Below are 12967 nucleotides of genomic sequence, written 5' to 3' on the forward strand. Positions count from 1 at the left end.
CACAGAAAAACTAAATTTTGCGTATCTCAAGGAAATTGTTGTAACGCTAACTCCCGTCTAAAGCAACCTAATAAGGAAGATACTGGTGCAGGTCTCCTAGTGATCTGGTATGTATAGGTGATCCGGATAGTCCACCATTGAGAGACCCAATCATTGGTTCATTCTACTTTAATTCAAGCTTAAAAAAGCTATTCCACATGCAGGATTGTATCATAGTATTTTAATTTATTTAGTGAACTACTCTTACAATTAACCTATTAGTTCAATTATTTTTTCTTCGGTTAATGGTTTAACTATGTATTCGGATACTTGATAAACTTTGGCTTGTTGTATGTCTATCTGGGCAGCTGAGCTAGAAAGCATAACCACTTTGACCTGATGGTCTTTAAAACAATGCCTCTGTTTACATTCTTCTAAAAATTCAAATCCATTCATCACAGGCATATTGATATCGAGTAAAATGAGTTCTGGACAAAAATTAGCAGAGGCCTGCTGATGGGCTTTTGCGGCCCCCTTACAATGGGCGTCTATGTAGTCTAAGGCCTCTTTCCCATTTGTGGCTGTAGCGATATGAGAAGCTACCTGCAGATCTTCTAGTAAGGATTTAACAAGATACGTACTTGTCTGATCATCATCTACGATCAAAATTTTGTCAAGCTGTTTCATGGGTAGTTCCTTTTCAAAGTAGGTGATAAGTTTTAGATAGTATGTCTATGAACAGATTCCTGTTAGGCAGAAAGCGCTAGCAACACGCTTTCAATTTTCTCTTCTGTTAGTGGTTTCTCCACAAGGGCTTTAATTTTATACTTACGAGCCTTTTCTTGGTTTCTCGCATGCAGCGAGCTTGTAAGTAGAACAATCGGTAAATCTTTTTTATTAAGCTCTTCCAACCTTTCCAAAAATTCAAATCCATCCATGGTGGGCATTTCTACATCCAAGAAAATGACATCCGGACAATTCTGTTCGCTTTGCAGGCAATCTTTTATCTCCTCCAAGGCTTGAGCCCCATTTTCAGATACCCGGATTTGGGTATGAGCGTAAAGTTCTGAAAAGAGCATACTAGTAAGTAGGTTACTGATATGGTCATCGTCAACAATGAGCAGTGAATTTATTTTTTTCATGGACTTATCTTTGCAAATAGTATAGTTCTCATCTTAGATCATGTTTTAGGTGGATAAATGTGACTAATATGGAAAATTAAGGAAAAAGAAGATTTTTATAAGTATATACGCAGGTATATTTAACCAATTATAATAGGAAATAGATTTGATTAAGCATAGTTGCTAGCAAATAATAGCCATGAAAAAGTACCAAGATATCTCTTCGCTGTTGCTGCGTGTAGCCACAGCGGCCAACTTTCTTTCTCCAGTAGCTGACCGGTTTGGCTTATGGGGACAAGCCGGACAACCAGGAGTAGCTTGGGGCAACTGGCAGAATTTTGTTACCTATACAGGCCAAGTGAATTCTTTTGCTCCGCAAAGCCTGGTGCCCCTGCTGGCTATAGCCGCTACTGTACTTGAAGTAATTCTTGCCTTGCTGCTGCTGGTCGGGTTCCAAACAAGAGTAGCTGCCTTAGGCTCAGCTTTCCTTACCCTGCTTTTTGCCCTAGCCATGAGCTATTCATTTGGCATCAAAGCGCCACTGGATTATGCCGTGTTTGTGGATTGCAGCTCTGCTTTTTTACTGGCTACGCTTCCTCGCTATAGATGGAGCCTAGATGAATGGCTTAGAAACCAGACAACGACAAGTATTGTATGAGTAAAGTTGTACAAATGCAGGGTATTTGGCAGCTACACAGCCTAATACTTTTAGTATTTAAAATTAGTCTATTTTCCACTTTCGAAAAATAAAGCCACTATTTTTTCATCTCATGGATAAAGCTTCTCAGGGATGGCTTAGCCTATGAGCTTTTAACCAAAGGGCCACTTTGTTATGGCAAAGCCCGTTTGGATTTTCCCTAAGATATTGGAGAGTAGAAAGAGGGCCGTGTTTGAAACCTGAATCTTGTGCTTTATGTAATGGGTGGTTAACTTAACTTCCATTTTCTGGTAACTTTCAAAATCTAATTATCAAAAACAAAGGCAAAGAAAAGGTAGTTATCCTTGTGAAAAGGAACTATCTCATACTCTACTTCTCATGGCTCATCCTATACATCCTGATCCAGCGTTAGTAACTAGACTCAGTGCTGATGAACTGTTCATGCACCAATACCAAATCCACATTCAGCAAATGGTCAACTCGCTCAACAAGTTTAGCTCAGCGGTTGGGCAGATGAGCAAACAAGAGTTAGTTTTGTCCAAGCAGTTTCTTCTAGCACAGCTACAAGCAAAAAAATTGCACCCGCTGTTCTATACTTTTATGATCAAAGAGATCGATAACAGGCTGGAGAAATGTAATGGATAGCTACTTGTAGCAAGCAATACCTTTCTAGTCTATGCAAGTTAGCATATCGCTTTTATGGGGGACTAGGGCGTAATCTGGTTAAGCAGTAAGAGGTTATAGAAAGTAAAAAGTAGATACTATAGCTCAATCTCTACAATTTAAGACGCTGAATATAAACTTGGCACTCTTTCCATACGCTAATATTTTAGAAGCTGTCCAGGGGACCTTGCATCCTAAAGATGGTCATTAGGTAGAGCTATTTTGTATAAGTTTAAAGATAGCGTTTAACTATGAAAGAACAGGGTAGTTAAAAAATTTCTCCAATATGTGTAACTGCTGAATTTGAAAACAGTATTTTTTCTCCTTCCATTCTACACTTTTTCAAGGAAAGCATAAAACATGTACTTGATAACACCATAAAAGCTAAACATACCGTCATGTTTTGCTCCTACGCCTACAAAGAGTATATTTGACTAAACATTTGGCCTAAATTTTATTCTATCTTAACAAGAAGCCGTAGAAGGAGTGTAGGTTAGGCTATGGCTAAGGCAGCCCAATGAATTTGTCCAGGTTAGTCATCCTGAGCAAAAACAAAGCAGACGCTAGTAAGGTACTAACAGCCATTGCCAAGCTTAAAGAAGCAAACAGGAATAGTTAAAAAATTTAAAATAATGGATCACATTCTATGTTTTAAATGGTGCTACAAAGAAACGGTCTATCATTATTGTAAATTATATGCGAGTCGTCAACCCCCGGCTCAAGTGGTAGTTAATTTTTCCAAACAACAACCTATTCTTGATTTTTTTGAATTTAACTTAACTGAAACTGATAGTCAACTGCTCTATTCGGACTTATTTGAATCAAGTACACCTATTGACTGCTGGGAATATGAAGCTGCTTATCGGCGGGCAACTTCCCAAGATTTTGATCTCTACATTAATGGACGAAAACAAACTTTTAAATTTCTATAAGCGGCAGGGCAAGAACCATTAAGCATATTCCATACACTTATGTAAGCTAAGGATAAATCAGGCATTTGAGATATTGATTACAAAGCTCAAAAAAATCATACAAATAGTAAAAATTGCTGAATATAGAGTCTTTGAACAGGTGAATATGGCTTATGCTAAAAGATTAAGAAAAGGGTCAACACTTTTAAATCGGGTTAAAAAGATATAGTCAATTTTAAAGCCCCGTTAGAGATACTTCTTTATGGGTTTGTTTTTTTGAATATACCTACACTAGCATACCGTTTTTATTGAGTATGGAACAGGTGCGTTAGGAGCCGAAGTGCCAGTAGAAATTGACGATGAAACCATTTTGGTATCTCTTCAATTTGGTATATCTTGTCATACCATCAGCTATCCTATACTTGTAACACGCTTATCCCTATGAAACAAAGTCAGCCACAGATTGAGCATATCCTCACAGATCTACTACACAGAAAAATGGGCATAGCTAAACAACGCATCACCTCACAATCCCAGTTGATACGAGAATTGGGATTAGACTCCTTAGATGCAGTGGAGTTGATTGTGGAAGTAGAAAAACACTTTAACATTGCTATTTCAGATGAAGAGTTAGAAGAGTTTGTTACCCTGCAAGATATTGTTGCTTGTATTGAAACCAAGCTATCATTGAACGAAAAAACCTCTTTAAATTGATTGCTCTTGTTTATACTTGCCTGTGCACCTGTTTTTTAGTTTTTAAAATAGGGTGGTTAAAATAATTACCCTTTTGCCATTACTTTAAAATTGATCGATAGAATAGAAGGAGGTCAAAGGCAGCAACCCATTCAATAAAAACAACTAATGTATGCTCAACTTTCCTATCCGGCTCCCGTACCATAAGTATACTTCTTTGAACAACGTTGTTAAAGAGCTAAATAAATTATTAGAAACCATCCTTGCCTCAAGTAACTCCTATGGATAGCATTAACCGCCAACAGCCCGAAGAAAACCACAAAGACCTACAAGACATTCAAGCCATCAAAAAGATACAGGAGATTGCCGGTAAGAACAATACTTGTTTTTTCAGCACTTATCTCAAAACAGATAAGCCAATGGCTACCCGTCCCATGGCTGTACAAAAAATAGATGAAGAGGGGAATTTCTGGTTTTTGAGTGCAAACGACAGCTATAAAAACCTGCAGATAGGGCAAGATAGCCGTGTTCAACTGCTCTTTCAAGGTTCTGCTTATTCAGATTTCCTGAGCCTATATGGAGAGGCTAGTATATTGACCGACAAAGAGCGAATAAAAGAACTATGGAATCCGATGCTGAAAACATGGTTTACTCAAGGAGTGGATGATCCACGCATAAGTGTAATCAAAGTAAAACCGATAGAAGGATACTATTGGGATAACAAGCATGGCAATGCCGTAGCCTTCCTAAAGACGGCTATAGGGGCTGCCATTGGCCAAACACTCGATGATTCTATCGAAGGTAAGGTAAAGATATAGGGAGATTTGCTTTACTAAACTTCTTTATAACTTTAGGTATACGTTTAGCTGCTCTCTTAACTTAGTGTTCACTTTTTTAAGTTCATTGGGGAAGCCTGCTAGCTACTGCCCCAATGAAACTAAATAACTGATAAACCTATATCTTTATGCCACGATGAAAGGACCGGCAATACTGCGTACCGTAGCTTCGTCTAAAGCTTCATCAAAAGCCTCGCTTACTTCAGCCGCTGTGTAAGTGGTCCCTAGAGCCGTTACCAGATTCAATCCCGCCTGGGTGGTATTTCCCTCGGATGGAAACGTAGTAGCCGGATTTCCGGGTCCATAAACGACCTGGGGTGCGCCATTGGCTTCGGCATTGCTTATCCAGCCAGCTTGCATAATACCTCCTCCGGCTGCTCCCCTGCGCATCATGCGGATATGGGCGGCATGGCGGGCTTCCACGGAATGGATCTGCAAGGCTACAGTCAGGTAATCATTGGGATTACCCGCCTCTTTGATTTCACCGGCTTTGCCTTTGTAGGCACGTACCCCTGTATCTTCTAAAGCTTGGGCAAAGGCAAGGAATGTGGGATAATTGTCAAAGGCAGCTCCAAAATTGAAAGAACTTGGACGGGGGTTAGCCGCCCCGCCTAAGGCTCCTTTTAATAATGCCACATGGGCAGACTCATGTTTTTTGATTTGCATGATGGCATTCATGGGAGCCCCTGTTGGAATTAAACCAGGCTTTGCCAAGGCTTGTAGATAGAAATCTTCTTCCAGATACTCGAGTAACAAGGCATAGTTGAACACTGCCGGTACATCTTTGTTGCCTGCTAGCACCTGATTAAAAGCCGAACCTATCAGTAGGGGAGCTGCTACCAAAGCAGCTTTTTTGCTCATCCCGGCTAATTGGGTAAATATATTGCGGCGGGAAACAAGCTGGTCCATGGCCTGAGGATCTAGTTTCTCTACCTGGGAAATTAAATGAAATAAGTTCATCGTATTTATCTCTTTCTGTGTCTGATTATTTACCTACGTTTGTTGCTGTAATTTTTTCTTTGATGAAAGCTTGAGCAGCCATGAGCACTTCATCCACCGACATGGCTTTGTCCAGGCCAGTGCTTGCATCTACCACATCATCGGCAGCAAAATCTCCATTGTTGATCAGATCCCGGATCACGGCCGCATGACGGGCTTCCACAGAGACAATCTTACCGGCAAGCAGTAAATAATCTGTATTCTTGAGCAGCTTACCTGCCCCATTATAAGCAGCTACTCCCAGGTCTTCAAATGTTTTGGCGGTGGAAAGTACTGAGCTACGATCCGTGAAAGTAACACTGCTAAAATCAGGGGTTAAACTGCCAATGATATTGCCAGGGGCGGCGGCCGTAATAGCCGCTTTGAAGAAATCCCGATGAATAGCTTCATGTTTGGCAATGGAAGTAAAGTAAGCCTGTTCCTCGGCTGAAATGCCAGTATAAGGCGTGGCTATGATTTGCGCATAGAAAGCAGCTTCTAACTGCTCTAAGGCATAGGCATAATTTAATACGCCGACATCTCCTGAACCTAAATCTACCGTAGCAGCTGAGGGAGTATCATCGTCTTTATTACAGCCACTGATCAGCAGGGCGGTTGAAGCGGTAGCAACACTAGCTACTTGTAAGAACCTGCGACGGCCTACAGGTTGTAGGGGTTGCCCGGCACGGGTGGCATGCATAACAGATTTTGGCATAGCGAAAAGAGAATTAAATAGAGTAAGTTGAGTAGGAAAGATACCTTTCTAGGGACGATTCAGAGAACTTATTCGTATCACCGCTCAGCAAGGTTATTGGTTAGCAGAAGAATAAATGTATGTTTAGACCTATAAACAGGAAGAGTCATTGGTTAAAAAAATTAAAAACAGGATCACCTACGCGCGTAATGGTGGCAAAAAAAAACATAAAGACTTATAATCAGTTTGTTATATATATTCTACCTATCATTCTCAAGCCATCGCCTGTAAGTAAGAAAAAGCAACAAATTTAACTTTATAGGATATTTAAAAATATAGTTTCTATTTTTTTTCTAGAATAATAGAAAAATACTATACTTACCTACATAATAATTGATTTTTGCGTGAAACTATTTCTCTTTTATTTATCGGTAGCTAAAAATAGAATTTAGCTACGCCCAACTGCTAAGCAGGCAAGTTTCGTATTCTCATACTCACTTATGTTTGATGAGTCCTTCAAAAGGATGGGAGTAGATTTATCTTATGCACTTGCATATTTTGGGCTAAAAATCACGATTCAAACAAATATAATCTAAACTTCATGTCTGGTAACATCGCCTGTTTCTATTAACGTGGGATACCTACGGATATCAAAAATCTAATGGGTGGCAATACCTAAAGTAACAAGTTAAAATAATTCCCCCTGGGTGTTGCACAACGTAGCGGAGCACAAAATAAAGGGTATGTACTTGTTGAGTAGTAAGGAGTTGAACATTGGCTTTAGGATGAGTAAAGCAAGAGAGCAGTTTCTGCAGGTTGTAAGCTGTAGCTGACCGAAGCCGATGCACACTCGTAGCAGGTTCAGCATAAACTTATGAGCAGCTTGTTTTCCTTTTGAATTACTTCTCTTCATACCATAATAGTTGAGTAAACTACCAAAAACCGGTTCTACCGTAGCCATTCTTTGGCCTTTCATTCTCTTACCCTCTTTGCTTTCTACCCGCTCCTGCATCTGTTTGTGATAGTGACGGTAGACACTAAAAGTGAGGCTTTGCCTCCTCTTATTGCCACAACACTCCTTTTTAAAGGGACACTCTTTACAATTGGACCTGATGCTTCGCAACATCGGTCCTTTTCACCCGGGCATGATAGTAATGGTTAGCAAAGCCTTTATCCATTTTGATGCCATGGTAGTAAAGCAACTTTTTGTTGCGGCACACATAAGCATTTTCTGTTATATCATAACTAAATCCTTCCCTTACCGCATGGTAACTACCATGTAAAGAAATATAGGCTTTGATTTGACGTGCCTCTAATGAAGCATGGAGCCGATGCAAGCGGAGGTGCTTCGCCCTTCGTTCGTAGCAGGTCCGTTTTCCCCCGAACTAAAGCCTGCATCGGCTGATAAGTATCGAAAGGTTAATCCATACTGTTTAAGCTTTATGGATAGCTTGTCAACGATTGCCATCAAATGGCGGGAATCTTTTTCGTCGATGAATCGTGACTGATTCATTCAGTCTGCTTGTATATGGGTAATGACATGATGAACGGATGGCAAAGCACATCCGCTGTGTCTACAGCCATACTGGCGAGGTAGTACAAACGGGAAGGCTTACCTGTTTTTTGAGAGAGCTTTGCCTCAGGATCGCTCATACTGATATGGCTGCGATTATTTCTTGCACAGCTTTTAGGTTTGGCTGTCTTTTCTAGGGCACTAAATGGTGCCTTTTGCCCGAAAAGATCAGCCGCCGTGATTTGTTTAGCCTCTCCCGTGTGCAGTTTCCAGGCTAATATAGCTTTTCGCTTGAGGCTATCTGATCTGAGCAAAAACGCTCAGTATGCATTGGCCTCTACAAAGGCGGCATCTACTATTGACCGAGAATGGTCAAGTGAGTGTGCCCACTAACCATACCTGCTTCTACACAGGCAGTCAGAATAGACTGAAAGCAAGTTTCAAACACAGCAGCTGGCAATCGCTTGCGTGTACGAGACAGGGTACTGTGGCGGACCTCAAGATTAGATCTTGATCTAAGGTCCAGGCAAGCGTTCTCCTAGATTATAATTTAAAAAATAAAGAATATCAAGCCTCAACTGGCTCTTTTTAATAAGAGCCCGCTCAGAGCAAATATTTTCAAAATGAGCTACCAGCTGTAGCTTGAAAAACACCACTGGATCTATTGATTTCTGCCCACACTTGCCATAATAAGGCGATACTGCTTGATAGAGGAAGTCTAACTTGAGCAGTTGCTTAATTTGGCGATAAAAATTATTCTTGGGAACATAGGTTTCCACTATCAGTGAAGGGCAAGTTTTGTTGAAATCTTTTCTTTTGCCTACCATTCCTGAATTTACCACTCAGAAGCCAGATTTCAAACCGGCAGTTGTGCAACACCCAGCCCCCTTTATTGAGACTACTCCATTACTCCATACTTATGGATGAATCCCACTAATTTTTTCTTCCATACGGCCGTATGAAAATTGAGGGTCTAACATCTGGCAATCATAGATAGCAAAGACAGAGGTAAAACGAATGACAGGGTTAATAGTGCTTGTATGGCAGGAGAGCATCGGTTGATGAATTCTAAATTGCTCGCCTTATTTGGCTTTTCCATTGCTATGTTCTTTATTAGAATTGAAGCCCTTTTTAACAGCTTGCTAACAAAATAGAGTAACTATCCGTAAAGGTTAGTACTGACTACTAAACCTGTGAGGTTTTTTCCACTTACTTCAAAACAGGCACCAATATATTTAGCTCATAGGTGTAGATTCTTTAAAGGTCCGGTAATCAAAGGCTACTAATCATTCTACTATCTGTTTTAAGTTTATGGTAAAGCTTGTGACTGTCTTTTTGAGCACATTACTTATTTTGAGTGCCTGCAGCAGAGGTACGAACGATGCCAACAAAAGTGAAGCGATCGGCAATGAAACACCGGGACAGCCGGTAGAAATCAGGGAGCCGGATGCAGGCTACCAACCGGCTTTTGCAGGGCAAACGCGTGCACCTGGCGTGCAAACCACTACCCCCTATGAAGTCCGCATTATTACCGAAAAATTAAATAAACCTTGGGGCATCGCTCTACTGCCTGATGGGCGCTTTTTGATTACAGAAAAAGAAGGGAGCATGCGTATCGTTACCACCGATGGTCAACTAAGTGACAAAATCACAGGTTTACCCCAAGTAGTAGCAAAAGGGCAGGGAGGTCTGTTGGGGCTCGTCCTCGACCCAGACTTTGCTACCAACAGAGAGTTGTATTGGATGTTTACTGAAAAAAGAGAGAAGGGCAACCTGGCGGCAGTCGCTAAAGGTAGATTATCAGCCGATGAACGCCGGATAGAAAATGCCAGCGTTATATACCGCCTTACACCAGCTTATGATGGAAACAATCATTATGGTGGCCGCTTGCTATTCGACCAGTCCGGCAACTTATATGTTACTACCGGTGAGCGTTTCAAAGAAGAAAGACGTGTGCATTCACAGGATTCTACTACATCCCTTGGTAAGCTACTTCGCATTACAAAAGAAGGAAAACCAGCTGTTGGCAATCCGTTTGCCGGGAGGGCCAATGCAAGTGCCCAGATCTATTCTATGGGTCACAGAAATGTACAGGGCATTGCTATTCATCCGCAGACAGAAGACTTGTGGATAGCTGAAATGGGACCACAAGGGGGCGATGAACTGAACTTTGTTGAGCCTGGTAAAAATTATGGATGGCCAAAGATTTCCTATGGAATTGAATACAATGATGACAAAATCGGGCAAGGAAAAACCCGGCAGGAGGGCATGGAGCAACCTGTTTATTTTTGGGATCCTGTATTATCGCCAAGCGGGATGACTTTCTACAAAGGCAATGCTATACCAGAGTGGAAGAACAATCTGTTCATTAGTGGTCTCAACAGCCATCATATTGCCCGCATTGTGTTGGAAAACAGAAAAGTGGTGGGCGAAGAACGTTTGCTGGCAGATCAGCAGCAAAGGTTCAGAGCAATAATTGAGGGAAATGATGGGGCTCTATATGCGATCACCGATGAAGGCAGGTTGTATAGAGTTGGCAAGCAGTAACAAATTCAACGCGTACGCTAGGAGCCTGTTAATCACCAAACCTGGTAAACTGCCTGGGTCCTGCTGAAAATTGTTTGCAGTTGCATATCTAGGCTGCACTAATGCTGCTGAACATAACGTCTTCTGCTATCCGGTAAGATTAAGTAAGCCCCTCACTCCTTGCCGGAGTTGCTCACTATGACAAGGGTTACTTACCCAAACATGCAGATAAGGTATACTCGCCTTTAAGTTGCTCCACAGGTAGAGGAAATTCTTCTAAGAAGCTGTATTAAAAGGGTAAGAGGAGGAAAAAGTACTCAAAGTAAATAAGTTTGTAGTGCCAACTGACAGACAAATTTCCATGAGTACTACTCAAAGCAAAGGAAAACGAAAGAAATATCCAAGTGACATCAGCAAAAATGGCTGGAAAAAGTTAAAGCCGTACCTACCTGGGCCAAAGTCAGACCCACAAAAAGGGGGACGTCAACCCGTACCGTTGAAAGAGGTAATTAATGGGATCATGTATGTGGTGAAAACCGGTTGTAGTTGGAGAAGTATGCCACATGACCTACCTCATTGGTCAACAGTCTATGGCTATTTTAATTGTTGGAGTAAAAGTGGATTATGGCAGCAGATCCACTCTTTTCTAGTCCGGAAAGTGCGTCGGCAAATGAAAAGAAAACCCACTCCTAGCGCGGGCAGTTTAGATTCTCAGAGTGTCAAGACGACTGCTTGTGGGGGAGAGCATCGAGGATTTGATGCGGGCAAGCTTGTTAAAGGCCGCAAACGCTTCATTCTTACTGATACACAAGGCTTATTATTAGCTGTTTGGATTTGTGCGGTAAGTGTATCGGAAAAACAAGGAGCCCAGCAGCTTTTACGCTATATCAAGCGGGTAGCCTGCCTGCGGGCACTTTGCGGGCAGATCAAGTTGGTCTGGGTAGATGGGGGTTACCGAGGAGAAGACTTGATTAACTATGTGGAAAAGTTATGGCAGTGGACCTGGCAGATAGTCTTAAGAACTGACCAGGTAAAAGGCTTTAAAATCCTGCCTCGAAGGTGGGTAGTGGAAAGGACTTTCGCCTGGATACTTAATGCCCGGAGATTAAACAAAGATTACGAAAAGAACCGGAGAAATAGCCAGTCCATGGTCTATCTAGCTATGCTCCCCCTCTTGTTAAATCGATTGGACTAGTTTTAAAACAGCTTCTAAGCCTTTGTCTATAAAAATAATGAGAACAAGAATTACCCACAAAAAGCCTCTTCAGCTATAAGGAGAGGCTTTTTGTGGGTAATTCTTAATAAGCCGCAGGGACAACCCCTCCCCCGACTATCTCTTATTTACCAATAAAGGAGAGTAAATCCCCATTAAGCTTATCTTTTTCGGTGTAGAATAATCCGTGAGGAGCATCTTTATAAACAATATACTGAGCCTGAGGCAAGGCCTTTGCTGTACGGTCCCCTGAGGCTTCAATGGGCACGGTTTTATCATCATCGCCATGAATAATTAAGGTAGGAACCTTTATTGAAAGCAAATCTTGTCTGAAATCTGTTTCTGCAAAAGCATGGGCAGCCTCTATCGTGGCCCTATGAGAAGCGGCATAGGTGCGCATAAAATCCCCATCCAGATGTGCCTGGCTTACTTTGCTATTGAGCAGGCCAACGCTGTAGAATTTTTTGGAAAAGGATTGCAGGAAAGCTGCCCGGTCCTGCTGCATTTGAGCGAGCATTTCATCGAAAACACTTTTATCTACCCCATCCGGATTATCACTTGTTTTTAGCATGAAAGGAGTCACTGAGCTGACAAAGGCTACTTTAGACACTCTTGCTCCCTGGTAGCGACTCATATAGCGGGCTACCTCTCCACCCCCCATAGACATGCCCACCAGCGTCACCTCTTGCAGTTCAAGTGTATCGAGCAATATTTTCAGATCGTCTGCAAACGTATCGTAGCTGTAGCCATCAAAGGGTTTAGAGGACTGCCCGAAACCCCGGCGGTCATAGGCGATTACACGCAAGCTGTGTTTGGGTAATTCGGCTAATTGGTAGTCCCACATGGCACTACTCAAGGGCCAGCCATGAATCAGCACCACTGGTTTGCCTTTGCCTAAATCCTGGTAGAAAATGTTAATCTCATGGCCGGAAGCATCCGAGCCTGTTTTAATAAAAGGCATAAAGAATCATTGGGTTAGGGGTATAACAAGTATTAAGTCTACTACTTTGTAAAAGCAGCAGACAGAATCAATAGAGTTCTATACGAAGTTACCAAACAAGTGTTTGGTTGGAAGTGACAAAAATGAGTAGAGATTCATTGCGATTTATATACAAAAGATAGATACAATTATTTGTGAGTAGTAGAAGAGTTGATAATCAAAACCAATTAGATATAAAATGC

16 protein-coding genes are annotated in these 12967 nt (G+C 41.6%); 7 read left to right on the forward strand and 9 right to left on the reverse strand.

The genetic code is table 11. The annotated features are described in order from the left end of the window. Nucleotides 1-249: 249 nt before the first annotated feature. Nucleotides 250-666 carry a response regulator gene (locus tag Q0590_RS32805; RefSeq protein ID WP_302041900.1) on the reverse strand — a complete coding sequence of 139 codons (417 nt, stop codon included), beginning with the start codon at nucleotides 664-666 and terminating at the stop codon, nucleotides 250-252. A gap of 62 nt (nucleotides 667-728) precedes the next feature. Further along, nucleotides 729-1121: a response regulator gene (locus Q0590_RS32810; protein WP_302041901.1), complete on the reverse strand. Its 393-nt coding sequence runs from the start codon at nucleotides 1119-1121 to the stop codon at nucleotides 729-731. Between the two features lie 178 nt (nucleotides 1122-1299). On the opposite strand from Q0590_RS32810, the gene Q0590_RS32815 reads away from it, so the two are divergent. The 4 genes from Q0590_RS32815 (at nucleotide 1300) to Q0590_RS32830 (ending at nucleotide 4843) form a co-directional block, all read left to right on the forward strand. Then, nucleotides 1300-1758 carry a DoxX family membrane protein gene (locus Q0590_RS32815; RefSeq protein ID WP_302041902.1) on the forward strand — a complete coding sequence of 153 codons (459 nt, stop codon included), beginning with the start codon at nucleotides 1300-1302 and terminating at the stop codon, nucleotides 1756-1758. Nucleotides 1759-2136: 378 nt separating this feature from the next. Beyond that, nucleotides 2137-2403, forward strand: a complete 267-nt coding sequence (locus Q0590_RS32820) for a hypothetical protein (protein WP_302041903.1) — start codon at nucleotides 2137-2139, stop codon at nucleotides 2401-2403. Nucleotides 2404-3773: 1370 nt separating this feature from the next. Beyond that, a complete protein-coding gene (locus tag Q0590_RS32825) occupies nucleotides 3774-4046 on the forward strand; it encodes an acyl carrier protein (RefSeq protein ID WP_302041904.1) in 273 nt (90 codons plus the stop codon). Between the two features lie 260 nt (nucleotides 4047-4306). Beyond that, nucleotides 4307-4843, forward strand: coding sequence for a pyridoxamine 5'-phosphate oxidase family protein (locus Q0590_RS32830; RefSeq protein WP_302041905.1), 537 nt, complete (start codon nucleotides 4307-4309; stop codon nucleotides 4841-4843). Nucleotides 4844-4987: 144 nt separating this feature from the next. On the opposite strand, the gene Q0590_RS32835 is transcribed toward Q0590_RS32830, so the two are convergent. The 3 genes from Q0590_RS32835 to Q0590_RS37695 all read right to left on the reverse strand — a co-directional run bounded on the left by Q0590_RS32835 (nucleotide 4988) and on the right by Q0590_RS37695 (nucleotide 7659). Beyond that, nucleotides 4988-5821 (reverse strand): ferritin-like domain-containing protein, encoded by an 834-nt coding sequence (locus Q0590_RS32835; protein WP_302041906.1) that lies wholly within the window; start codon nucleotides 5819-5821, stop codon nucleotides 4988-4990. A 25-nt stretch (nucleotides 5822-5846) separates the two neighbouring features. Further along, nucleotides 5847-6554 carry a ferritin-like domain-containing protein gene (locus Q0590_RS32840; RefSeq protein WP_302041907.1) on the reverse strand — a complete coding sequence of 236 codons (708 nt, stop codon included), beginning with the start codon at nucleotides 6552-6554 and terminating at the stop codon, nucleotides 5847-5849. A gap of 667 nt (nucleotides 6555-7221) precedes the next feature. Next, nucleotides 7222-7659 carry a transposase gene (locus Q0590_RS37695; RefSeq protein ID WP_366970645.1) on the reverse strand — a complete coding sequence of 146 codons (438 nt, stop codon included), beginning with the start codon at nucleotides 7657-7659 and terminating at the stop codon, nucleotides 7222-7224. Here Q0590_RS37695 and Q0590_RS32845 point away from each other — a divergent pair. Beyond that, nucleotides 7646-7816 carry a hypothetical protein gene (locus Q0590_RS32845; protein WP_302041908.1) on the forward strand — a complete coding sequence of 57 codons (171 nt, stop codon included), beginning with the start codon at nucleotides 7646-7648 and terminating at the stop codon, nucleotides 7814-7816. The genes Q0590_RS37695 and Q0590_RS32845 overlap by 14 nt on opposite strands. A 29-nt stretch (nucleotides 7817-7845) precedes the next feature. Here Q0590_RS32845 and Q0590_RS32850 read toward each other — a convergent pair whose 3' ends face one another. From Q0590_RS32850 to Q0590_RS32860, 3 genes are all read right to left on the reverse strand, one after another. Further along, entirely contained in the window at nucleotides 7846-8046 is a 201-nt protein-coding gene (locus Q0590_RS32850) for a hypothetical protein (protein WP_302041909.1), read from the reverse strand. After that, complete coding sequence (locus Q0590_RS32855) at nucleotides 8043-8360, reverse strand: hypothetical protein (protein ID WP_302041910.1); 318 nt, start codon at nucleotides 8358-8360, stop codon at nucleotides 8043-8045. The genes Q0590_RS32850 and Q0590_RS32855 overlap by 4 nt, the downstream gene beginning before the upstream one ends. A 201-nt stretch (nucleotides 8361-8561) precedes the next feature. Continuing rightward, entirely contained in the window at nucleotides 8562-8825 is a 264-nt protein-coding gene (locus Q0590_RS32860) for a transposase (RefSeq protein ID WP_302041911.1), read from the reverse strand. A 532-nt stretch (nucleotides 8826-9357) separates the two neighbouring features. On the opposite strand from Q0590_RS32860, the gene Q0590_RS32865 reads away from it, so the two are divergent. Together Q0590_RS32865 and Q0590_RS32870 are read left to right on the forward strand one after the other, a co-directional pair. After that, entirely contained in the window at nucleotides 9358-10593 is a 1236-nt protein-coding gene (locus tag Q0590_RS32865; RefSeq protein WP_302041912.1) for a PQQ-dependent sugar dehydrogenase, read from the forward strand. 340 nt (nucleotides 10594-10933) lie between these two features. Next, nucleotides 10934-11767: an IS5 family transposase gene (locus Q0590_RS32870; protein ID WP_302041913.1), complete on the forward strand. Its 834-nt coding sequence runs from the start codon at nucleotides 10934-10936 to the stop codon at nucleotides 11765-11767. A 142-nt stretch (nucleotides 11768-11909) separates the two neighbouring features. On the opposite strand, the gene Q0590_RS32875 is transcribed toward Q0590_RS32870, so the two are convergent. Then, nucleotides 11910-12746, reverse strand: a complete 837-nt coding sequence (locus tag Q0590_RS32875; protein ID WP_302041914.1) for an alpha/beta fold hydrolase — start codon at nucleotides 12744-12746, stop codon at nucleotides 11910-11912. Nucleotides 12747-12967 lie beyond the last annotated feature (221 nt).

Origin of the sequence: Rhodocytophaga aerolata (assembly GCF_030503435.1) — a bacterium.
GTDB lineage: Bacteria > Bacteroidota > Bacteroidia > Cytophagales > 172606-1 > Rhodocytophaga > Rhodocytophaga aerolata.